This is a genomic window from Streptococcus infantis, assembly GCF_047465525.1.
Lineage (GTDB): Bacteria > Bacillota > Bacilli > Lactobacillales > Streptococcaceae > Streptococcus > Streptococcus infantis_R.
The window spans coordinates 62,296-85,267 of the sequence record NZ_JASGZS010000007.1 but is presented as its reverse complement, the minus strand read 5'-3'; the positions used below and the strand labels follow the sequence as shown (position 1 = coordinate 85,267).

The 22,972-nt window shown below is 37.8% G+C and carries 23 protein-coding genes; 21 read left to right on the top strand and 2 right to left on the bottom strand.

The annotated features are described in order from the left end of the window. The first annotated feature begins 195 nt into the window (after positions 1–195). Genes QM374_RS03900 through QM374_RS03880 form a run of 5 tightly spaced genes read left to right on the top strand, consistent with a single transcriptional unit; the run spans position 196 to position 4,417 of the window. Positions 196–891: a lantibiotic protection ABC transporter ATP-binding protein gene (locus QM374_RS03900; RefSeq protein ID WP_075229884.1), complete on the top strand. Its 696-nt coding sequence runs from the start codon at positions 196–198 to the stop codon at positions 889–891. Between the two features lie 2 nt (positions 892–893). After that, positions 894–1,631: a lantibiotic immunity ABC transporter MutE/EpiE family permease subunit gene (locus QM374_RS03895; RefSeq protein ID WP_075229883.1), complete on the top strand. Its 738-nt coding sequence runs from the start codon at positions 894–896 to the stop codon at positions 1,629–1,631. Continuing rightward, on the top strand, positions 1,631–2,368 hold the full coding sequence (locus QM374_RS03890) for a lantibiotic immunity ABC transporter MutG family permease subunit (protein WP_075229882.1): 738 nt from the start codon (positions 1,631–1,633) through the stop codon (positions 2,366–2,368). Before QM374_RS03895 ends, QM374_RS03890 begins: the two co-directional genes overlap by 1 nt. Positions 2,369–2,387: 19 nt before the next feature. Further along, positions 2,388–3,047: a response regulator transcription factor gene (locus QM374_RS03885; RefSeq protein WP_414310933.1), complete on the top strand. Its 660-nt coding sequence runs from the start codon at positions 2,388–2,390 to the stop codon at positions 3,045–3,047. Continuing rightward, positions 3,038–4,417, top strand: coding sequence for a sensor histidine kinase (locus QM374_RS03880; RefSeq protein ID WP_414310932.1), 1,380 nt, complete (start codon positions 3,038–3,040; stop codon positions 4,415–4,417). The genes QM374_RS03885 and QM374_RS03880 overlap by 10 nt, the downstream gene beginning before the upstream one ends. Before the next feature lie 381 nt (positions 4,418–4,798). Here QM374_RS03880 and QM374_RS03875 read toward each other — a convergent pair whose 3' ends face one another. Further along, positions 4,799–5,767 (bottom strand): NAD(P)/FAD-dependent oxidoreductase, encoded by a 969-nt coding sequence (locus QM374_RS03875; RefSeq protein WP_414310931.1) that lies wholly within the window; start codon positions 5,765–5,767, stop codon positions 4,799–4,801. Positions 5,768–5,901: 134 nt separating this feature from the next. On the opposite strand from QM374_RS03875, the gene cdaA reads away from it, so the two are divergent. The 12 genes from cdaA (at position 5,902) to QM374_RS03815 (ending at position 17,262) form a co-directional block, all read left to right on the top strand. Beyond that, positions 5,902–6,759 carry a diadenylate cyclase CdaA gene (gene cdaA, locus QM374_RS03870; RefSeq protein ID WP_414310930.1) on the top strand — a complete coding sequence of 286 codons (858 nt, stop codon included), beginning with the start codon at positions 5,902–5,904 and terminating at the stop codon, positions 6,757–6,759. After that, complete coding sequence (locus QM374_RS03865) at positions 6,746–7,537, top strand: YbbR-like domain-containing protein (RefSeq protein WP_414310929.1); 792 nt, start codon at positions 6,746–6,748, stop codon at positions 7,535–7,537. The genes cdaA and QM374_RS03865 overlap by 14 nt, the downstream gene beginning before the upstream one ends. Before the next feature lie 25 nt (positions 7,538–7,562). Further along, positions 7,563–8,912, top strand: a complete 1,350-nt coding sequence (gene glmM / locus QM374_RS03860; protein WP_414310928.1) for a phosphoglucosamine mutase — start codon at positions 7,563–7,565, stop codon at positions 8,910–8,912. 65 nt (positions 8,913–8,977) lie between these two features. Further along, positions 8,978–9,352: a DUF1149 family protein gene (locus QM374_RS03855; RefSeq protein WP_153224934.1), complete on the top strand. Its 375-nt coding sequence runs from the start codon at positions 8,978–8,980 to the stop codon at positions 9,350–9,352. A gap of 3 nt (positions 9,353–9,355) precedes the next feature. Further along, complete coding sequence (locus tag QM374_RS03850) at positions 9,356–10,204, top strand: DegV family protein (RefSeq protein WP_414310927.1); 849 nt, start codon at positions 9,356–9,358, stop codon at positions 10,202–10,204. A 169-nt stretch (positions 10,205–10,373) separates the two neighbouring features. Next, positions 10,374–11,141, top strand: a complete 768-nt coding sequence (gene dapB, locus QM374_RS03845; protein ID WP_414310926.1) for a 4-hydroxy-tetrahydrodipicolinate reductase — start codon at positions 10,374–10,376, stop codon at positions 11,139–11,141. Further along, entirely contained in the window at positions 11,138–12,337 is a 1,200-nt protein-coding gene (locus QM374_RS03840) for a CCA tRNA nucleotidyltransferase (protein ID WP_414310925.1), read from the top strand. The genes dapB and QM374_RS03840 overlap by 4 nt, the downstream gene beginning before the upstream one ends. Continuing rightward, positions 12,334–14,202, top strand: a complete 1,869-nt coding sequence (locus QM374_RS03835; protein WP_414310924.1) for an ABC-F family ATP-binding cassette domain-containing protein — start codon at positions 12,334–12,336, stop codon at positions 14,200–14,202. The genes QM374_RS03840 and QM374_RS03835 overlap by 4 nt, the downstream gene beginning before the upstream one ends. A gap of 320 nt (positions 14,203–14,522) precedes the next feature. After that, a complete protein-coding gene (locus QM374_RS03830) occupies positions 14,523–14,807 on the top strand; it encodes a hypothetical protein (protein WP_414310923.1) in 285 nt (94 codons plus the stop codon). Positions 14,808–14,929: 122 nt separating this feature from the next. Then, on the top strand, positions 14,930–15,442 hold the full coding sequence (locus QM374_RS03825) for an adenine phosphoribosyltransferase (protein ID WP_006145170.1): 513 nt from the start codon (positions 14,930–14,932) through the stop codon (positions 15,440–15,442). A 192-nt stretch (positions 15,443–15,634) separates the two neighbouring features. Further along, positions 15,635–16,579 (top strand): homoserine O-acetyltransferase MetA, encoded by a 945-nt coding sequence (gene metA, locus QM374_RS03820; protein ID WP_001122704.1) that lies wholly within the window; start codon positions 15,635–15,637, stop codon positions 16,577–16,579. Between the two features lie 8 nt (positions 16,580–16,587). Continuing rightward, the gene (locus QM374_RS03815) at positions 16,588–17,262 is read left to right on the top strand and encodes a DnaD domain-containing protein (protein WP_414310922.1); all 675 of its coding nucleotides are present in this window, start codon (positions 16,588–16,590) and stop codon (positions 17,260–17,262) included. Positions 17,263–17,497: 235 nt separating this feature from the next. Here QM374_RS03815 and QM374_RS03810 read toward each other — a convergent pair whose 3' ends face one another. Next, positions 17,498–18,949, bottom strand: a complete 1,452-nt coding sequence (locus QM374_RS03810) for an alpha-amylase (protein WP_414310921.1) — start codon at positions 18,947–18,949, stop codon at positions 17,498–17,500. A 246-nt stretch (positions 18,950–19,195) separates the two neighbouring features. On the opposite strand from QM374_RS03810, the gene QM374_RS03805 reads away from it, so the two are divergent. Genes QM374_RS03805 through aroB form a run of 4 tightly spaced genes read left to right on the top strand, consistent with a single transcriptional unit; the run spans position 19,196 to position 22,964 of the window. Continuing rightward, complete coding sequence (locus tag QM374_RS03805; protein ID WP_414310920.1) at positions 19,196–20,359, top strand: class I SAM-dependent rRNA methyltransferase; 1,164 nt, start codon at positions 19,196–19,198, stop codon at positions 20,357–20,359. Further along, on the top strand, positions 20,356–21,033 hold the full coding sequence (gene aroD, locus QM374_RS03800) for a type I 3-dehydroquinate dehydratase (RefSeq protein WP_301559084.1): 678 nt from the start codon (positions 20,356–20,358) through the stop codon (positions 21,031–21,033). Before QM374_RS03805 ends, aroD begins: the two co-directional genes overlap by 4 nt. Continuing rightward, positions 21,023–21,880: a shikimate dehydrogenase gene (locus QM374_RS03795; RefSeq protein ID WP_414310919.1), complete on the top strand. Its 858-nt coding sequence runs from the start codon at positions 21,023–21,025 to the stop codon at positions 21,878–21,880. The genes aroD and QM374_RS03795 overlap by 11 nt, the downstream gene beginning before the upstream one ends. Before the next feature lie 16 nt (positions 21,881–21,896). Further along, positions 21,897–22,964, top strand: a complete 1,068-nt coding sequence (gene aroB, locus QM374_RS03790; RefSeq protein WP_414310918.1) for a 3-dehydroquinate synthase — start codon at positions 21,897–21,899, stop codon at positions 22,962–22,964. Positions 22,965–22,972 lie beyond the last annotated feature (8 nt).

Sequence of the window (22,972 nt, the reverse complement as noted above, 5' to 3'; positions counted from 1 at the left end):
ATTTTCAGAGGATTCGTTGTTTTAAGAGATTAAGGTTCTAGATAGAATTCTAAAAATTTCAAATTTTTATTTTTAATCTTCATTAAATTGCGTAGTTATAGTTTTTTAAAAAATTAATAGATAGTTATGTATTTTCTTTATAAAATCTTTAAATTTATATTTTATTATTGATGTGTAAATTTAAGGAGGATCAAAATGGAAAAAAATATTTTAGAGACACGGAATTTGTCAAAGAAATTTGGGAATCAACTTGTAGTGAATAATATTTCATTACAAGTGAAAGAGAATTGTATCTACGGATTACTTGGTCCAAATGGTGCTGGGAAATCAACTACACTAAAGATGATAACAGGAATGCTCCATAAATCGTCCGGAGATATTATATTTAATGATCATATATGGAGTAGAAAGGATCTCGAACAAATTGGTGCCTTGATAGAGTTACCTCCATTGTATGAGAACTTAAGTGCAAGAGAAAATTTAAAAGTAAGAACAATGTTACTTGGATTACCCGAATCAAGAATTGATGAAGTTCTACAAATCGTTGGTCTATCAAATACAGGTAAAAAAAGAAGTGGAAAATTTTCTTTGGGAATGAAACAACGATTAGGAATTGCAATAGCACTGTTAAATAATCCTAAATTATTAATTTTAGATGAACCAACCAATGGCTTAGATCCATTGGGAATTCAAGAATTAAGGGAGATGATTCTTGGCTTTCCAAAACAAGGCATTACAGTAATTCTATCCAGCCATAATATTTCCGAAGTTGAGCAAGTTGCAGATTATATCGGAATAATATGTGAAGGCGAATTAAAATACCAAGATATAAAAAACTCTCAAGAAAGTTTAGAAAATTTATTTTTGGAAGTAGTAAAGAAGGAGAATTAAAAATGATAAATTATATCCTTAGTGATTATTTAAAATATAAAAGAACTTTTTTAAAAAAAATAATCTATATAATACCTATATCTTTGATAATTCTTTCTTATATACTGGCACCACCATATTTTACAGTAGATTCATATAATTGGTGGTATACTATAATTATGCCAATTACTTATGCACTGATTCCTGCTTTAATGAATCGATACGAAGATAAAAAAATAAAATATAGGGCAGTTTATCCTCTAAGTATTGATTTAAGAAAGATTTGGATATCAAAAATTATTGTAGCAAGCTGTTTGATTCTGATGACAAGTTTGGTTCATTTGATAGCAGTTTTAATTGTGCAATTTATTTTTGGAAAACAAATATTTTTAAGCTATAGCTTTAGTACTTTATTAGTTTCGAGTATAGTATTAGTGGTATCAAGCATATGGCAAATTCCATTTTGCCTACTATTAGCTAAAAAGTTTGGTTTTTCTATTAGTCTTATGATAAATGGTTTACTAGGTATTGTACTTGGAATTATGTTTTCTGCTGGAGATTATTGGTTGTTTTCCCCATATAGTTGGAGTATAAGAGCTATGGTTCCAATGCTGAAAATTATGCCAAATGGACTACCAGCAGATGCAGGAAATATGATGTTAAACACATCAATTTTGCTTCCATGTATCTTCTCAATTCTGTTATTTCTTCTATTATCTTACTTATCATCTATTTGGTTTACAAAACAGGAGGTGGGATAGTGATAAATATTTTAAAGTCTGAACTATATAAGATAAAACATACTTGGTTACCCTGGTTATATCTGTTTCTCCCAATACTATTTGTGATTATGATATATGCTGGTTTTAAATTTACGAGCCTAAGTAGGTATTCAATTGAGGATGTCACATTAAATTATTTGATTACGTTAGGTGCATTGTTCCCGATTATTATTGGTTTTATTACTGCAAAGGTAATAGAAATGGAAGCAGAAGCAGGTTGCTTTCAGATAATGTTAATGGGTTCGCAATCAAGAACGAGTCTATATATTGGTAAGTTATTATCCTTATTGTTGTGTGCATCTCTATCACTTGTTTTACTCCAAAGTAGTTTTTTGATGTTTTTTAATTATCAAGAATTTTATGATTTGATATTGGAATTAGTCTTAATGATTATCGGAGTTGTTCCGTTATATTTAATACATCTGGTTATTAGCCTCAGATTTGGGAGTGGTGCCTCTATTGGTCTTGGTTTCTTTGAAACATTGATAGCTCTGCTTGCTGTTACAAGTATGGGGGATAAGATTTGGTATTACATACCAAGTTCTTGGTCTTCAAGACTTTGTGGTCTTTACTTTGTAGATAAAATATCTGGTGAAAACTTATTTTATTATGAATTTTTTAAATGGTCTTTAGTTGCAACACCAATGATAGTTGTAATTTTATTTGTAAGTTTGATTTGGTTTAATAAATGGAACGGCAGAACTAATATGGAATAGAAATGAAGGTGGTAATAAGATGGTGAAAATATTGGCTATAGATGATGAAATGGATCTTTTGATCTTAATCAAAAATATTTTAACGCAAAAATTATACCATGTAGATATTTTTCAAAATCCAACAGAAGTACCTATTTCTAAATTAACAGAGTATGATTTAATCTTGTTAGATATAATGATGCCAAAAATCGATGGTATATCTTATTGTAAATCTATTAGAGATAGAGTAGACTGTCCCATCTTATTTTTAACTGCAAAATCTTTGGAAAGTGACATTGTTTCGGGTTTATCAACAGGAGCTGATGATTACATTCTAAAACCTTTTGGAGTAAATGAATTAATTGCGAGAGTTGATGCCCATTTACGTCGAGAAAACCGAGAGAGACATTTAAGTTTAAATCTTGGAGAAATTAGATTTGATTTATCAGCGAATATAATTTATGTAAATGATAAGAAAATTCCTTTTACAAAATCTGAGTATCGAATTTGTGAACTTCTGGCACGTAGGCGCGGGCAAGTATTTTCAAGAGAACAGATTTATGAGATGATATTTGGATATGATGGGATAGGTAATTCTTCAGCTATTTCAGAACATATTAAGAATATTCGCGCAAAACTACAGAAGGACGGTGTATCTCCAGTTGTAACTGTATGGGGGATTGGATATAAATGGGAATAAAATTAAAAGGGCAATCGCTAAGAATAATATTTTTAGAATATCTAATAAGTGTAGGAATTGTACTGTTTCTTTCAGTTGGTTTAGTAATTCTGATGTTCACCACCATGTATTCATTAGGATTTATTTTACCTGCCGATTACACAGAAAATCAGATTTATGAGAGGAAGAATGCGATAGCCAATACAGAGACTTTTGATAAAAATCTTATACCAGATAATGCTTCATATCTATTAATTTCAAAGGATGGGAATATCATTTCTAGTTCAATGAGTAAAGATGAAGAAGATAGAGCAATTCGATACTATAATAATGAGAAAGTATATAATACCCCATCTTATAGCTATATAGAAATTTTACGAAATGACGGTTATTGTATTATTCAATATTCAGTAAAACCCTATTTTACAAATAAATTTATGGCAAAATATTTTCCTAATGTCAATACAGTGTATGTCAGTATTCTTATTTTAGTTAGTTTACTAAATACATTGGTTGTTACAATAGTATGGGCTAAGTATCTTGTAAAACAGCTCTCACCTATATTTGCTGTTTCCGAAAAAATATCAGAACAAACTTTAGATTTTGAACTGCATTATTCAAGAGTCAAAGAATTTAATGAAGTTCTATTTAGTTTGGAGAAAATGAGAGATGCTTTGCAAGAGTCATTAATCAAAGAGTGGATACAGGAAGAAAATAAGCAAAAACAGATTTCTGCTTTGATACATGACTTGAAAACCCCAGTATCTATTGTTCAAGGAAATGCTGAGTTGCTTAAAAAGACATCTATGACAGAGGACCAGAGTATTTATATAGATTATATACTGAGGAATAGCAATAGAATATCTGAATATATAAAAACACTTCTAATCATGAATAAGAATTCTAATGCTACTGAATACCAGCCACAATCGTTGGCAGTAAAAACTGTATCAGAACAATTGGTAACAGTTTCTAAAGAACTAATGTCAATTAATTCTAACAATCTAAAAACTAATGTAGTAGTTGAAGATGGTATAATGAGTGTAGACTTGAAACTCTTAGAGAGAGCATTACAAAATGTCTTAGCGAATTCAATTGAAAATAATAATGGAATAGTTACATTGGAATTGAATATAAAAACTGTAGATAAATTTTTAGAAATATCAGTATTAGATAACGGAAAAGGTTTTTCTGATATCGATTTAATTCACGCAAAAGAACAGTTTTATCGTGGAGATTATAGCAGGCATTCTGCAACCAATTATGGTATTGGACTATTTATTACTGAACAAATAATTAAATTACATGGTGGATCAGTAATCTTGAAAAATAGAGAAGATTGTTGTGGTGCTGAAGTTAAATTTAGATTACCGATACAGAATAATAAATGAGCCAGTTTAACACTTAACTTATGTAATAATTAATCTAACAGCCACTAACATCAAACTTTATAACATGTTCATAACTGTATTTAACGTCAATTTGTAAATGTTAACTTCGAAGTTTCACTACAAATTACACTAAGATAGAATATTATCTAGTATTACTCATACGGTGCACAGAGTTTGTTAGTCTTAATATATCGGAATAAGGGAAATATTAAAAAATTAATCAATAAGTATTAAACTTTCTATAAAACGCAAATAAATGAGGTTAGTGGAAAAGTCTTTAAAATCACAAAAACGCATAATCGCAAGATCTTTAGATACTTGTTATTATGCGTTTTATCGTGAAATTTTACTTGATTTTTTAATAAAATTGTAATTTTGACATTATAGACTTGTAGAGTGTTTTGGTTGTACTTTTTGTTGAGGGTCGATATAGTTGATGGCATTATTAACGGCAGTTGGTGCTTCACCTAGACCGGTCGCAATCAAGTCAATCTTACCTTCGTAGTAGCAGCAGTCACCGATAGCGTAAATTCCAGCTTGGCTTGACTCCTGCTTACTATTGACGATAATCTTGTGACGGTTAAGGTCAAGTCCCCATTTTTTAAGATTACCTACAGAAGATTTGAAGCCATAGTTGACAAAGAGATGATCGAGTTCAATGCTTTCAGTCTCATCGGATTTAACTTTTGTGATTTCAAGCTTGTCTAAAGTTTTTCCATCTCCAAGAAGCTGACTCGGCACAAAAGGTGTTTTGATAGTCACAGAAGACTCTTGCAAGGCTTGGACGCTATGCTCAAGAGCACGGAAGTTATCGCGACGATGCACAAGTGTAGTTGGAGCAATCTTTTCAAAAGCTAGTGCCCAGTCAACGGCTGAGTCACCACCACCCAGGATGGTTACCTTCTGACCAGCGTATTGTTGAATATTAGAAACGTGGTAGTGGATATTGTCATAGCCTTCTACACCTTCCAATTCAAGTGGACGTGGTTTAAAGGCACCACCACCCATAGCAATAATAACGGTTTTAGAAGTATGATTTCCCTTATTAGTTGTAATCTTAAAAACACCATCCTCTTTTTCAATCTCAAGAACAGTTTCATTGAGGTGAACAGGTGTCTCAAACCCTTCAAGTTGTTCCAAAAGGCGGTTAGTCAATTCTTCCCCTGTGAGGTTTGGAAAACCTGGAACATCGAGAATTTGTTTTTCAGGATATAGGATGGCAGGTTGACCACCTAGTTGAGGAAGAGAATCGATGATTTGTACTTTGGCTTGACGAAGGTGAGCATAAAAGGCTGCGAAAAGACCGACAGGTCCCCCTCCTACAATGGTAATATCATATAGTTCAGACATGGTTTCTCCTTAATTCATTTCTATCATTTTATTCTATCATATTTTCTGCTAATGTAAAATGAAGTAGGATGAAGAAAATTTTCATATAAAATGATATAATGAAGAGTAGCTTTTTTATGGAGAGGAGGCCTAGAATGAATTTTCAACAATTATCTAATCTTCAATACTGGTCTAGTTTATTTTCCAGTCCTTGGAGTATTCTGATAAATGTGATTGATATTCTTATCGTTGCCTATATCTTATACCAATTTACAAAATCAATTGCAGGAACCAAGATTATGATCCTGGTTCGAGGTGTTTTAGTTTTTATCTTAGCTCAGATAGCAGCAAATACCCTAGGCCTGACAACTATTTCCTGGTTGATCAATCAATTGATTACTTACGGGGTTATCGCAGCGGTAGTTATTTTCTCTCCAGAAATTCGGACAGGTTTAGAGCGTTTGGGACGTGCGACTGATTTCTTTTCAAGTACACCAATGAGTTCAGAAGAACAGATGATTCAGGCCTTTGTTAAAGCGGTAGAATATATGAGCCCGCGGAAAATTGGAGCACTTGTATCAGTTCAGCGTGTTAGAACCTTGCAGGAATATATTTCCACGGGGATTCCTTTAGATGCAAAGATTTCTGCAGAACTCTTAATCAATATCTTCATTCCAAACACACCTTTACATGATGGTGCAGTCATTATAAAAGGTGATCGAATAGCTGTAACATCTGCTTATCTTCCACTTACTGAAAACACTGGTATTTCTAAGGAGTTTGGAACGCGACACCGTGCAGCCATTGGTTTATCTGAAGTATCAGACGCCTTAACATTTGTTGTGTCAGAAGAAACTGGAGGCATTTCCATTACCTATAATGGTGTCTTTAAGCATGATTTAACGATGGAAGAATTTGAGGAAGAACTACGTTGTATACTGATTCCGGAAAATTCACAAGAGCCAAGCTTAACAGAGCGTATATTAGGAGGCTGGAAGAATGAAAAAAAATAGTTTATATATCATCTCCTCACTCCTCTTTGCTTGCGTTTTATTTATCTACGCTACCTCTATTAATTACCAAAATAATAATAATGCAAGATCGGCTCGAACAGAAACCTATACCAATACGGTCGTAAATGTACCGATTGATATTCAGTACGATAGTGAGCAGTATTTTATTAGCGGTTTTAGTTCAGAAGTAACGGTATTTTTAACTGGATCCAATCGAGTGACCTTGGCTAGTGAGATGCAAGAAAGCACTCGTAAATTTAAGGTTACTGCAGATTTAACACAGGCGACAGAAGGAACGGTTGAAGTACCCTTGACCATTGAGAATCTTCCGAGCGGTTTAACAGCCCTAGCAACACCGCAGAAAATCACCGTTAAAATTGGGAAGAAGGCAACACGGGATAATTTACCAGTCACTCCACAGATTGACTCTGGTAAGGTTGATGAACGGATTCTCATTGACAGTGTGACTGTTTCAGATGAACGCGTTTCAGTTACAAGTGATGTCGATACCTTATCTAAGATTGATAAGATTGTAGCTGTCTTACCAACGAGTGAAAAAATTACTGGAAATTATACGGGTTCAGTTCCTCTACAAGCTATTGATAAGAATGGAACAGTTTTACCAACGGTGATTAAACCGTATGAAACAACCATGAAGATAACAACGAAACAAGTTCGATCAGCAAGTAGTTCTAGCTCATCAACGACAAGCTCATCTTCGGGCAGTTCGTCTTCAACTGGTTCTGAAACCAAGCCAGACTCTTCAAAAAAAGATTAATAAAACAATAGAAAAGGATAAAAAAATGGGTAAATATTTTGGAACGGACGGAGTCCGTGGAGAAGCAAACGTAGAACTTACGCCAGAATTAGCTTTTAAATTGGGACGTTTTGGAGGTTATGTTCTCAGTCAACATACGACTGAAGCACCAAAAGTTTTTGTAGGACGTGACACTCGTATCTCAGGTCAAATGCTAGAAGCTGCTTTGATTGCTGGTCTCCTTTCAGTCGGAATTCACGTTTATAAACTAGGCGTTCTTGCAACACCAGCAGTAGCTTATCTTGTTAAAACTGAAGGTGCAAGCGCAGGTGTTATGATTTCAGCAAGTCATAACCCAGCCCTTGATAACGGAATTAAATTCTTTGGTGGTGACGGCTTTAAACTAGACGATGACAAAGAAGCAGAAATCGAAGCCTTGCTTGATGCCAGTGAAGATACTCTTCCACGTCCAAGTGCAGAAGGATTAGGTACTGTTGTTGACTATCCAGAAGGCTTGCGTAAATATGAAGCCTATCTTGTTTCAACTGGAACTCCTCTTGATGGGATGAAGGTTGCCTTGGACACTGCTAACGGAGCAGCTGCAACAAGTGCTCGTCAAATTTTTGCAGACCTAGGTGCTCAATTAACAGTTATCGGAGAAACTCCAGATGGCCTTAACATCAACTTGAACGTTGGTTCAACTCATCCAGAAGCCTTACAAGAACTTGTGAAAGAAAGCCAGTCTGCCATTGGTTTAGCCTTTGATGGTGATAGCGACCGTTTGATTGCTGTAGATGAAAATGGCGAAATTGTCGATGGTGACAAGATTATGTACATTATTGGTAAATACCTCTCTGAAAAAGGTCAATTGGCTCAAAACACGATTGTGACAACAGTTATGTCCAACCTTGGTTTCCATAAGGCCTTGGATCGTGAAGGGATCAATAAGGCAGTTACTGCTGTTGGAGACCGCTATGTTGTTGAAGAAATGAGAAAATCTGGCTACAATCTCGGTGGTGAGCAGTCAGGTCACGTTATCTTGATGGACTATAATACTACTGGTGATGGTCAACTTTCAGCAGTTCAATTGACCAAGATCATGCAAGAAACAGGTAAGAGCTTGTCTCAATTGGCCTCAGAAGTGACCATTTACCCACAAAAATTGGTCAATATCCGTGTGGAAAATGCCATGAAAGAAAAAGCTATGGAAGTGCCAGTTATCAAGGCTATTATCGAGAAGATGGAAGCAGAAATGGCAGGCAATGGTCGCATCCTCGTTCGCCCAAGTGGAACGGAGCCACTCTTGCGTGTCATGGCTGAAGCCCCAACCACTGAGGAAGTAGACTACTATGTAGACACTATTGCTGAAGTTGTTAAAACTGAGATTGGTATTTAGTAAATCTAGCAGAAAATAAAAAAATATGGTACAATGGCAACTATATTGTACCAATGGAGATGAAAATGAATTTAAAACGTGAACAAGAATTTGTTAGTCAGTATCACTTCGATGCGCGTAACTTTGAATGGGAAAATGAAAATGGAGCACCTGAAACTAAGGTTGATGTAAACTTTCAGTTGCTTCAGCATGATCAAGAAAATCAAGTTACCTCTTTAGTAGTTGTTTTGAGCTTTATGATTGTCTTTGATAGATTTGTCATTAGTGGAACGATTTCTCAAGTCAATCATGTTGAAGGTCGTATTATCGACCAACCAAGTGATTTCAGCCAAGAAGAAGTTGAGACACTAGCTCGTCCATGTTTGGATATGCTTAATCGTTTGACTTATGAAGTAACAGAAATTGCCCTTGATATACCGGGAATTAATTTGGAGTTTTAAGAAATGAAATTAGCGGTCATAACAGACTCATCTGCTTTTCTACAAGCGGAAACCTTGCGGAAAGAAGATTTATTTGTGCTAGACATTCCTGTGAATATCGATGGACAGGAGTATGTTGAAGGTGTAAATCTAACCGCTCAAGAATTTTATGAAAAAATGGCTTCAGCAAGCGAATTGCCCAAAACGAGCCAACCAAGTATTGCCAAGTTGGATGAAATTTTATCATCATTAAAAGATAAAGGCTATACACATGCCTTGGGGCTTTTCCTATCTTCTGGAATTTCAGGATTTTACCAAAATATCCAGTATATGAAGGATGAATATGAAGGATTAACCATTGCCTTTCCTGATACCCGTATTACAAGCGCTCCCCTAGGCTATATGGTTGAGAGTGTCTTTAGATGGGTTGAGCAAGGCGAAGAGTTTACTACCATTTTAGATCAGTTGGAAAATCAAATCCAGAAAACTTCAGCTTTTATCATGGTGGATGACTTGGACCACTTGGTGAAAGGTGGGCGCCTTTCAAATGGGGCTGCGATTTTGGGTAATCTGTTAAGCATTAAACCTATCCTTTATTTCAATGACCAAGGTGTGATTGAAGTTTACGAAAAAGTTCGTACAGAGAAAAAGGCTACCAAACGCTTGGTTGAAATTGTTAAAGAAGCAACAGCTAATGGGAATTACCAGATTACTGTCATTCACGGGAATGCTTCTCAAAAAGCAGCAGATTTGCGCCAGCTTTTAATCGATGGTGGAGTGGCTACAGATGTTTCAATTGCAACCTTCGGTAGTGTTATTGGGACTCACCTGGGAGAAGGAAGTATTGCTCTGGGCTATACACCAATAATCTAGACTATTTTTCATGGACAGCTAAGGTCCTTTGTATCTTAGAAATTGAACACGGACTACCTACCTCTTGAAAAAAGATTCCTGTCTTGCCTTTCGTGTATAGTCAGCGCCATTCCTTATTTTTCATGGGCAGCTAAGGTCCTTTGTATCTTAAACAGGAGTAGAGATTGAGATGAGTATTCGAGTAATTATTGCCGGTTTTAAGGGGAGAATGGGACAATCTGCTTGTCAGATGGTTTTGTCTGATCCTGAACTTGAACTAGTAGCAGTATTGGATCCTTTCGAAACTGCAACAGAATGGCAGGGAATTCCTGTATTTAATGATAAGGCTGCCTTAGAAGGCTTTGAAGCAGATGTATGGGTGGACTTTACAACACCAGCTGTTGCCTATGAGAATACCCGTTTTGCGCTTGAAAATGGCTTTGCACCTGTCGTTGGAACAACAGGTTTCACTAGTCAAGAGATTGAAGAACTAAAAGAATTTTCTCGTTCTAAAAACTTGGGTGGCTTGATTGCTCCTAACTTTGCCTTGGGTGCTGTCTTGCTCATGCAATTTGCGGCACAAGCTGCAAAATACTTCCCAAATGTAGAGATTATTGAGCTTCACCATGATAAGAAAAAAGATGCCCCTAGTGGAACAGCTATCAAAACAGCTGAGTTGATGGCAGAGGTTCGTGAGTCTATCCAACAAGGTGCTAGCGATGAGGAAGAACTCATTGCAGGTGCACGTGGAGCTAATTTTGATGGTATGCGAATCCACTCAGTCCGTTTACCAGGTTTGGTAGCTCATCAGGAAGTTATATTTGGAAATCAGGGAGAAGGATTGACCCTACGTCATGACTCCTATGATCGTAGCTCCTTCATGACAGGGGTGAATTTGGGAATCAAAGAAGTTGTCAAGCGTCATGAGCTTGTCTATGGATTAGAACACTTATTATGAGATTAACACAAATGCCTTCTGAATTTCAGAAGGCTTTACCAGTATTAGAAAAAATTAAAGAAGATGGCTTTGAAGCCTATTTTGTTGGAGGCTCTGTTAGGGATGCCCTACTTAATCGTCCCATCCATGATGTGGATATTGCGACGTCATCTTATCCAGAAGAGACCAAGCAGATTTTTCCACGGACAGCTGACATTGGCATTGAGCATGGAACCGTTTTGGTTTTAGACGGAGATGAAGAATACGAAGTAACTACTTTTCGAACAGAAGATGTCTATGTAGACTACCGTAGACCAAGTTCAGTTTCTTTTGTTCGTTCGCTAGAAGAGGACCTCAAACGACGTGATTTCACAGTTAATGCCTTTGCTTTAGATGAGACAGGGGAAATCATTGATTTGTTTGATGGTTTGAGAGATCTAGAAAATCAAGTTTTACGAGCAGTTGGTGTAGCTAGTGAGCGTTTCAACGAAGATGCCCTACGCATTATGCGCGGATTTCGTTTTCAAGCCAGTCTTGGTTTTGAACTCGAGCAAGAAACCTTTGAAGCGATGAAGACCTTAACACCACTCTTAGAGAAAATTTCTGTGGAACGTACTTTTGTTGAATTTGATAAACTTCTACTAGCTCCTCATTGGCGAGTAGGTCTGTCTTCTATGATTGCAAGTAAAGCTTATGATTATCTTCCAGATATGGCTGGTAGTCAGGACAAACTCCAATCTTTGTTTGACTTAGAGGCTGATTTTACCTTTGAATCTTCTGAGCAAGCCTGGGCAGCACTTTTATGGGTTTTAGAAGTGGAAGATGCTCAACAATTTCTGAAACATTGGAAAACTTCGCGTCAATTTGCCAAGCAAGTTCAAGATTTGCTAACAATCTTAGAACTTCGTGAAGAAGGAGAACTAAGCAAGCGCGATTGTTACCGCTTTGATCTAGATTTGCTTATACAGGCTGAAAATCTTCGTCAGGCTCAAGGAAAAGAAGTCAATCCACAGACCATTACTGAGACTTACCACAGCCTAACCATCCATGATAAGAAAGAAATTCAAATCAATGGTGGGATTTTGATCAAGGAATACAGCTATCAACCAGGACCAGAAATGGGAGAAATTTTAGCAGAGATTGAGTATGCTATCGTGGATGGGGATTTGGAAAATAACTTGGAAGCCATCCATGCTTACTTGAGGGAGAAAAAATGAGTGATTTTATTGTTGAAAAACTAAGTAAATCCGTTGGAGACAAGACTGTCTTTAAGGATATTTCCTTTATTATCCATGACTTGGATCGCATCGGTCTTATCGGTGTCAATGGGACAGGGAAGACAACTCTTTTGGATGTCCTTTCAGGAGTTTCTGGTTTTGATGGTGACGTAAGCCCTTTTTCGGCAAAAAATGATTACAAGATTGGCTATTTGACTCAGGACCCAGATTTTGATGATAGCAAGACTGTCTTAGATACTGTTCTATCGAGTGATTTGAAAGAAATCCAGTTGATCCGTGAGTATGAATTGCTCATGCTCAACTACAGTGAGGATAAGCAGGCACGTTTGGAAAGGGTTATGGCAGAGATGGATTCCCTCCAAGCTTGGGAAATTGAGAGTCAGGTCAAGACCGTTCTCAGCAAGTTGGGAATTCAGGATTTATCAACTCCCGTTGGAGCCCTATCAGGTGGTTTGCGAAGACGGGTTCAGTTGGCGCAAGTCCTTCTGGGCAACCATGATCTTTTGCTTCTTGATGAGCCTACCAACCACTTGGATATTGCCACCATTGAGTGGCTGACCCTCTTCTTGAAAAATTCCAAGAAAACGGTTCTCTTTATCACCCACGACCGTTACTTCCTAGATGCGCTTTCAACGAGAATTTTCGAGTTGGACCGAGCTGGTTTGACAGAATATCAAGGAAATTACCAAGACTATGTTCGTCTCAAGGCTGAACAGGATGAGCGCGATGCAGCGCTTCTTCACAAAAAGGAACAACTTTACAAGCAAGAATTAGCTTGGATGAGACGGCAACCTCAAGCTCGTGCGACCAAGCAACAGGCGCGTATCAATCGTTTCCATGACTTGAAGAAGGAAGTTTCAGATAATAGTGTTGAGACAGACTTAAGCATGAATTTTGAAACTAGCCGTATCGGAAAAAAGGTTATCGAGTTTAAGGATGTTTCCTTTGCCTATGACAATAAACCGATTCTGAAACATTTTAATCTCTTGGTTCAAGCCAAAGACCGTATCGGAATCGTTGGGGATAATGGTGTTGGGAAGTCAACCCTTCTTAACCTGATTGCAGGAAGTCTCGAGCCAACTGAAGGACAAGTTATCATCGGTGAAACAGTTCGTATCGCTTATTTCTCTCAACAAATCGAAGGTTTAGATGAAAGTAAGCGGGTTATCAATTACTTGCAGGAAGTGGCAGAAGAGGTTAAAACTAGCGGAGGCTCTACGACATCTATCGCGGAGTTATTAGAACAGTTCCTTTTCCCTCGTTCAACACATGGGACCTTGATTGAAAAGCTGTCAGGTGGAGAGAAGAAACGTCTGTACCTTCTCAAACTCCTCCTTGAAAAACCCAATGTGCTACTATTGGACGAGCCAACAAATGATTTAGACATTGCTACCTTAACTGTTTTAGAAAATTTCTTACAAGGTTTTGCAGGTCCAGTTTTGACAGTTAGTCACGATCGCTATTTCCTTGATAAGGTTGCGACTAAGATTCTTGCTTTTGAGAATGGTAGCATTCGTCCTTTCTTTGGGCATTACACCGACTACCTAGATGAAAAAGCCTTCGAAGCAGAAGCGACAAGTCAAGTTCAAAAGGCTGAGAAGGAAAAAGTCGTCAAAGTCCGTGAAGAAAAGAAACGCATGACCTACCAAGAAAAGCAAGAGTGGGCAAGCATTGAAAGTGACATCGAAGCCTTGGAAAACCGTATCTCTGTCATTGAAGAGGAAATGCAGGCCAATGGCTCGGACTTTGGGAAGTTAGCTACTCTTCAAAAAGAGTTAGATGAGAAGAATGAAGCTTTGCTTGAAAAATATGAACGCTATGAATATTTAAGTGAGTTAGCTTAATGGAAGAAAAAATTATCAAATGGAGCAGTAAGAAAATCATTTGGACTATTGTTCTCTGCTTAGTTGAATTAGCTTTTCTTCTTTGGATCCTATCTTTTATGATGACCTATCCCAAGGAGGCACCTGTAGGATTAGTGGCATTAAGACTCTTTGTCTTATTCTTAATCATCATTGTTGGATAGATTTTGTATCAACGTTTGCGACTTCTTTTTTCAGATAAAGAGTATTTGAAATGTACGGCCCAAGGTTTTTCCTATAAGCCATATCCTCAAAAAGATTGGCAGTTTTATTCCTGGGGGCAAGTAGAAACATTTTCTCTAATGAGAATCAAGGGTGGTAGAAGTTCAAGGGATTTTTATACTATTGAAGTTCATTTTTATGACAAGGATTTTATAAAACCCAACTCTTTATGGAATCGTCTAAGAAGTAAATTTTTGACTGCAAAGCAATCAAATGTTTTGAAAATCCCAATCTATTTGCTGGATGTTGGTTTACCACGCAGAGTATTTGAAACCATGTCCTACTTTGAGCGAGAGTGGCGCATCGAACAAAATCGTCAACGCAATCAAAACTCTAAAAGCAAAAAGAAGGCAAGAGTTCATTAAACGAGCAATAGTTACAGATCAGATTAAAAGCCTTGGACTCAGTTTCCAGGGTTTCTTTCTATTTCTCTTTTCTAAGATTTATGGTATAATAGGGAGTAAAAACTTAAAAAGAAAGAAATGCTATGAACTTAAAAGATTACATTGCAAGTATTGAAAATTATCCACAAGAAGGAATTACATTCCGTGACATTAGCCCCTTGATGGCCAACGGCAATGCCTACAGCTATGCTGTTCGTGAAATTGTTCAATATGCTACTGACAAAAAGATCGATATGATCGTAGGACCAGAAGCGCGTGGATTTATCGTTGGATGTCCAGTTGCTTTTGAGTTGGGAATTGGTTTTGCTCCTGTGCGTAAACCTGGGAAATTGCCGCGCGAAGTTATTTCAGCTGACTACGAAAAAGAATATGGAGTTGATACTTTGACTATGCACGCAGATGCTATCAAACCAGGTCAACGTGTTCTGATCGTAGATGACCTTTTGGCAACGGGTGGTACTGTTAAAGCAACTATCGAAATGATTGAAAAACTTGGTGGTATCGTAGCTGGTTGTGCCTTCTTGATTGAGCTTGATGAGCTTAAAGGTCGCGAAGCTATCGGAGATTACGATTATAAAGTGCTTATGCATTATTAGTGAAAAACAGTCCCTAGGGCTGTTTTCTCTTCATCTGATATAAAAAAAGGCTATATCTAGTTAGAGAAAAACTATAATTGAAAACTATATCTTCTTACAGTATAATAAAGGGAAGGACTTTCGTCAGCTGATTTTTCATTTGACGACTGTATGTTCGTTTGAGCCTAGAATTGATACAGTAAGGAGATTTCCATGCCGATTCGAATTGATAAAAAATTACCAGCAGTTGAGATTTTACGAACGGAAAATATTTTCGTCATGGATGACCAGCGGGCGGCTCATCAGGATATTCGACCACTGAAAATCCTGATTTTAAACTTGATGCCACAGAAGATGGTTACGGAGACTCAGCTTTTACGACATTTAGCTAATACTCCTTTGCAGTTAGATATTGATTTCTTATATATGGAAAGTCATCAGTCGAAAACAACTCGTTCTGAGCATATGGAGACTTTTTATAAGACCTTCTCGGAAGTTCAAGACCAGTATTTTGATGGCTTGATTATCACAGGAGCGCCGGTTGAGCATCTTCCTTTTGAAGAAGTGGACTATTGGGAGGAATTTACTCAGGTCATCGATTGGTCAAAGACACATGTCTTTTCAACCCTGCATATTTGCTGGGGAGCACAGGCTGGCCTCTACTATCGTTACGGCGTTGATAAACACCAGATGGCTCAAAAGCTTTCGGGAATTTATCCTCAGGATGTTTTAAAAGAAGGTCATCTTTTGCTGAGAGGTTTTGATGACTTGTATGTGTCTCCTCATTCTCGTCATACAGAAATTCTCAAAGAAGACATTGTAAATAAAACCAATCTAGAGATTTTAGCATCTGGAAAAGAGGTGGGAATCTCTATCCTTGCAAGCCGAGATTTAAGAGAAGTTTATAGCTTTGGGCATTTGGAGTATGATCGTGATACGTTAGCCAAGGAATATTTTAGAGATCTAGATGCTGGTTTAGATCCCCATATACCAGAAAATTATTTCAAAAATGATGACATCCATGAACTTCCTTGTATGCGTTGGAGTTCCTCAGCAGCTCTCTTTTTCAGTAACTGGGTAAATTATGCAGTTTACCAAGAAACGCCTTTTGAGTGGAAGAGTGCAGAAGAAGATGTTTCTCATTTTGGATATTTATAAGAGGAATTATGACATATTTAGATGCTTTCAAATCAGGGAACTTGGTGCTACCAAGTGCTCTGCTCTTAAACTACAATCAACTGTTTTCATCAAGCGATGATTTCTTAGTTTGGCAATTCTTTTATCTACAAAATACAACAGCCTTAGGGGAATTGTCCCCAAGTCAGATCGCAGAGAAAATTGGAAAGCAAGTATTTGAAGTCAATCAAGCTATTTCGCGCTTGACAGAAAAAGGCTTACTTCAATACCGAACCATTGAACTCAATGGTGAGATAGAAGTGATTTTTGATGCGACTTTAGCTTTAGAGCGCTTAGACCAACTTTTTGAAAAGCAAGAACCTAGCCAAGCGCTACCCGCTAAAAATGATTTGAAAGACTTGGTGGAAACCTTCCAACAAGAGCTAGGTCGTCTCTTAAGTCCTTTTGAAATCGAAGATTTAGAAAAGAGTTTGAAAGAAGACGGAACCAGTGCGGACCTGATCAAAGAGGCCCTACGTGAGGCCGTTTTGAATGGAAAACCAAATTGGAAGTATATCCAAGCTATCCTAAGAAACTGGCATCATGAAGGCATTAAGAGTGTAGTCCAGGTAGAGGCTAAGCGTCAGGAGAGAGAAGCGACTAATCCTCAAAATGTTCAAGTTTCTGCAGATTTTCAAAATGCTATGGATCTTTGGAAAGACTAATTTTAAGTATTGATAATAGAAAAAAATGCCTACAGGCTAGAAAGAAAATCTAGCTTGTGGGCATTTTTTGTGTGTTTTATACTCAATGAAAATCAAAGAGCAAACTAGGAAGCGAGCCGCAGGTTGCTCAAAACACAGTTTTGAGGTTGTGGATAGAACTGACGAAGTCAGTAACACATATACGGCAAGGAGAAGCTGACGTGGTTTGAAGAGATTTTCGAAGAGTATTAATTGATTAGTTAGCCAGTCCCCATACACTAAGAGAGCGTTCTGTAACTGGGAAATCTCCATAACCTTCAGCATTGATGGTTACTTGGTCAGGATGGTTACCAAGCAAATCAACAAATGTTTGGTCAGCCCATTCTTGACCGACGAACATAGTTTTGGAGTTTGCTTGGCCATTAGAAATTACGATGGCAAGTGGTGATTGATTTCCAGCTCCTGAACGAACCCAACCGATACAATTAGGGTCGTCAAAGTAGTCAGTCTGCTCTCCGTAAGCCAACTCTTTTCGAATAGCTAGCAAACGGTCAAGAACATCTTTGAAATCTTGCTGAGCATATTGACCAGAGATACCGTAGTAGTCTCCATAAAAGACACATGGGAGTCCCTGCTCTCGCAAAAGAATGAGGGCGTAGGCTGCTGGTTTAAACCATTCTTCAACAGTGGATTCAAGAGCTTGGCCACGTTGAGTATCATGGTTATCGACAAAGGTTACAGCTCGGTCTGGATTGAGTTGTACTAGACTATCCTCAAAGATGCTTGTTAAATCATAGTCTTCTCCAGATTTGCTTGCTTCAAAGAGATTTTGGTGAAGGCGAACATCGACAAGATCAAAGCGCTCTTCAATCTTTTCAAGGTAGTCCAGATTTGCTTCCTTGTCTGGATTCCAGAATTCTCCAAAGACATAGAAATCTTGGCCATATTTTTCTTTGATATCGCGAATGAAGTTGCGCATAAAGAAAGAGTCTATGTGTTTAACTGCATCCAAACGGAAACCAGCTACACCAGTCGTTTCGATAAACCAATTTGCCCAATCGTAGATATTTTGTATGACTTCTGGATGCTTGAAATCTAGGTCTGCATACATGAGATAGTCATAGTTACCATTTTCGTTATCAACTAATTCCTCGTTAGCCCAGCCTTTGTTGTCTCCCTGTATCAGATAGATCCCAGATTTATGGCGTTTAGCATCATAGTCAGTTCCAGTAAAGTGGTACCAGTGCCAGTGGAAGTCATTGTAGGTGTTTTGTCGTCCGTCAAAGGTAAAACCAGTCCAGCCATTGATGGTAAAAGGTTCTCCTAGTTCCACAGTTCGATCTTCTGGATCCACTTCTATTACTTGGAAAGATTCTAAATGGTCAGCGGCTGCCTTATGATTTAAGACGATATCAGCCATTGGTTGAATCCCATGAGATTTTAAAGTTTGGATGGCATGAAGATAGTCTTCTTTAAAGCCATACTTGGTACGTACAGTACCCTTCTGATTAAATTCTCCAAGGTCAAACAAGTCATAGACGCCATAACCAACATCCTTTTCATTTGTTGCTTTAAAAGCAGGGGGCATCCAAATGTGACTAATACCTAAGTTGGTTAGGTGTTCAGCGTCGTCAGCTAGGCGTGTCCAGTGATTTCCATCGTGGGGGAGATACCACTCAAAATATTGCATTAGGGTTTGATTTTTCATAGTTGATCCTCTTACTTACAGTGATGAGAATTATTGTAGCATAAAGCTAAAGAATATGCAAACGTTTGCGTGATAATTAAACTCTTTGAATTTTATGTCTATTTTTCAACTGGAAGTGTTGAAATACTATAAAAGAAAAATAATAGGACTAATGGGAGGAAAAATTCTCTCAGATAGGGCAAGATGATGGATGAATCAATAGTTTCTATTTTGTGAATTGTCACAAAATTTGTTATAATAGTATTTATGAATAAAGTATTCGTCAGTAGACGTGTTGAAAAAAAACTAAACCAAGGTCTAGTACTTTTGGAGGAAATTGATTTTCCAGAACTATCTGAAACTGATCAAGAAGTTGAGTTATTTAGTCAAAACAAGCAGTTTTTGGGCATGGCTTATTTATCTCGTCAAAATAAGGGGATTGGTTGGTTTGTAACGAACCAGAAGCTTTCTTTTAACCAAAAATTCTTTGAAAGTTTGTTTGAAAAAGCCAAACAAAAACGTTCTTCTTACTATCAAGATGAGTTGACAACTGCCTTTCGTTTGTTTAATCAAGAAGGCGATGGCTTTGGTGGAATGACTTTGGATCTCTATGGAGATTATGTTGTTTTTTCATGGTATAACTCCTATATCTATGGACTTCGCCAAGAGATCTTAGCGGCCTTTGTTCAGGTTTTCCCTGAAGTCTTAGGTGCCTATGAAAAGATTCGTTTTAAAGGTCTAGACTATGAGTCTGCCCATATCTATGGTCAAGAAGCACCAGAAAATTTTACAGTTCTTGAGAATGGAGTTCTCTATCAAGTCTTTATGAATGACGGTCTTATGACAGGCATCTTCTTGGACCAACATGAAGTGCGTGGTAGCTTGGTTGATGGTTTAGCTATGGGAAAATCCTTGCTTAATATGTTTTCCTACACAGCAGCTTTTTCAGTTGCTGCAGCAATGGGAGGCGCTAGTGAAACAACCTCTGTAGATCTAGCCAAACGTTCCAGAGAACTGTCAGAAGCTCATTTTCATGCCAATGGACTCAGTCTTGACAGTCATCGTTTCATTGTTATGGATGTCTTTGAATACTTTAAATACGCTAAACGTAAGGGCTTGTCTTATGATGTGATCGTTCTTGATCCACCTAGCTTTGCCCGTAATAAAAAGCAAACTTTCTCTGTAGCTAAGGACTATCACAAGTTGATTTCCCAGAGTTTGGAGATTTTAAATCCGGGAGGTATTATCATTGCTAGCACCAATGCTGCCAATGTTTCCCGTCAAAAATTTATAGAACAAATCGACAAAGGATTTGCAGGAAGAAAGTACCAGGTTCTTAATAAATATGGACTTCCAGCAGACTTTGTCTACAATGAAAAAGATGAAAGTAGTAATTACCTTAAGGTGATTAGCATGAAGGTAACTAAATGAAATTAGTCGTTTCAGTAATGCCAAAGAGTTTAGAAGAGGCGCAAGGAATCGATGCCATGCGGTATATCGATGCTGATATCATTGAGTGGCGTGCCGACTTCCTACCTAAGGAAGCTATTTTACAGGTAGCTCCAGCTATTTTTGAAAAATTTGCAGGTCGCGAACTCCTCTTTACCCTACGAACTCGTGCTGAGGGAGGCGAGATCGATTTGGATTCGGCGGAGTATGTACAAATTATCAAAGATGTAGCTCAACTCTACCAACCAGAATACATTGATTTTGAGTATTTCTCCCATAAGGATGTTTTTGAAGAGATGCTTGATTTTCCAAATCTAGTCTTGAGTTATCATAATTTCCAAGAAACTCCAGAGAATATGATGGAAATCTTATCCGAGCTAACCAGCCTAACGCCCAAAGTGGTTAAAGTATCGGTTATGGCTCATACAGAACAGGATGTATTGGACCTTATGAACTTTACACGTGGCTTTAAAACATTGAACCCAGAACAAGAATATGTGACGATTTCTATGGGGAAAATGGGTAAGGTTTCTCGTATCACTTCAGATGTGACGGGTTCTAGCTGGTCTTTTGCGAGTCTGGACGAAGCCAGTGCTCCAGGACAGATTTCACTTTCTAGCATGAAAAAAATTCGGGAGATACTAAATGAAGATTGATGGCTACACATGTTTAGCAGCTGTAGTCGCCAATCCTATCAAACACTCCATTTCACCTTTCATTCACAACAGAGCTTTTGAGACAACTCATACCAATGGGGTTTATCTTGCTTGGGAAGTAGAAGCGACTGACTTGGCAGAAACAGTTGCCAACATTCGTCGTTACCAGATGTTTGGAATCAATCTTTCTATGCCCTACAAGGAGCAGGTGATTCCTTATTTGGATCAATTGAGTGAAGAAGCTCGTTTGATTGGTGCTGTCAATACAGTGGTGAATCGAGAAGGAACTTTAATCGGATATAACACAGATGGCAAGGGATTCTTTAAGAGCTTGCCTTCTTTTAAAATATCTGGGAAAAGAATGGTATTGTTAGGAGCAGGCGGTGCAGCCAAGGCAATTTTGGCACAGGCAATCTTGGATGAAGTCAGTCAGGTTTCTGTCTTTGTACGTTCGGCTTCAATAGAAAAAACAAGACCTTACTTAGAAAAACTGCAAAATGAAACAGGGTTTAAAGCAGATTTATTTGCTTTAGAAGATGTTTCTGAACTGCAAGCAAGGATAACTGATTCGGATTTACTGGTAAATGCGACCAGTGTGGGTATGGATGGAGTATCTCAGCCAATCCCAACAAGTATTGTTTTACCAGAGAAAATATTGGTAGCAGATGTGATTTATCAACCCTTTGAAACACCATTTCTAAAGTGGGCAAGAAACCAGGGCAATCACGCTGTAAATGGCCTAGGCATGTTGCTTTACCAAGCAGCGGAAGCTTTTCAGTTATGGACAGGCAAGGAAATGCCAACCGCTCAAATCTGGGAATTACTAAAACAAAAGTATCAAAAATGAAAAAAGGAGAACTGCTATGAAAATCAGAATAGACCTTCCCCACCATCCCTATGATATTCAGATTGAAAAAGGATGCCTGTCTCAAGCAGGAAAATGGTTGCGGGAACTTTGGCAACCGCAAAAAGTCGTTATCATTACCGATAACCATGTGGCTTCTCTCTATGCAGAAAAAGTTAAATTGAGCCTAGAGGATGCTGGTTTTCAAGTGGCAGTTTTTGACTTTCTAGAGGGTGAAGAGCGAAAAAATCTAACCACAGTTCAAAAGGCTTATGAATTTCTAGTTAAGCAAGACTTGACTCGCAGTGACGGCATCGTAGCTTTAGGTGGTGGTGTCGTTGGTGATTTGGCTGGCTTTGTAGCCTCAACCTATATGCGAGGTATTCACTTTGTTCAAATTCCGACCAGTTTGACTGCTCAAGTGGACTCTTCAATCGGTGGTAAGACAGGAGTAAATACTCCTTTTGCCAAGAATATGGTGGGAACTTTTGCCCAACCAGACGGCGTTTTGATTGATCCAACCGTTCTTGAAACCTTAGGTAAGAGAGAGTTGATTGAAGGAATGGGTGAAGTCATCAAGTATGGCTTAATTGAAGATCCAGAACTCTGGGACTTATTATCTAAAATGGATGGTTCTGTGGAAAGCATATTGGAACATTCCGAGAGTTTGATTGAGCATTCTTGCCAGGTCAAGCGCAAGATGGTAGTCGAAGATGAATTGGACAATGGTATTCGTCTGTATCTCAATTTTGGTCATACAATTGGTCATGCTATCGAAGCGACTGCTGGTTATGGACGTGTTATGCATGGTGAGGCAGTAGCGATGGGAATGGTTCAGGTTTCTAAGGTAGCCGAACAAAAAGGCCTTATGCCAGCTGGAATCACTCAGTCTATCCGAGAAATGTGTCAGAAATTTGGACTTCCTGTGGATTATGAAAACTGGGATGTTGATAAGCTGTATCAGGCTTTGACTCACGATAAAAAAGCGCGTGGGAATACCATGAAATTAGTTTTGGTGCCAGAACTTGGTTCAGCCACCATTCACCCAGTTTTTCTTGAAGAAATGAAAGATTACTTGGTAAAATAAGGAGAATG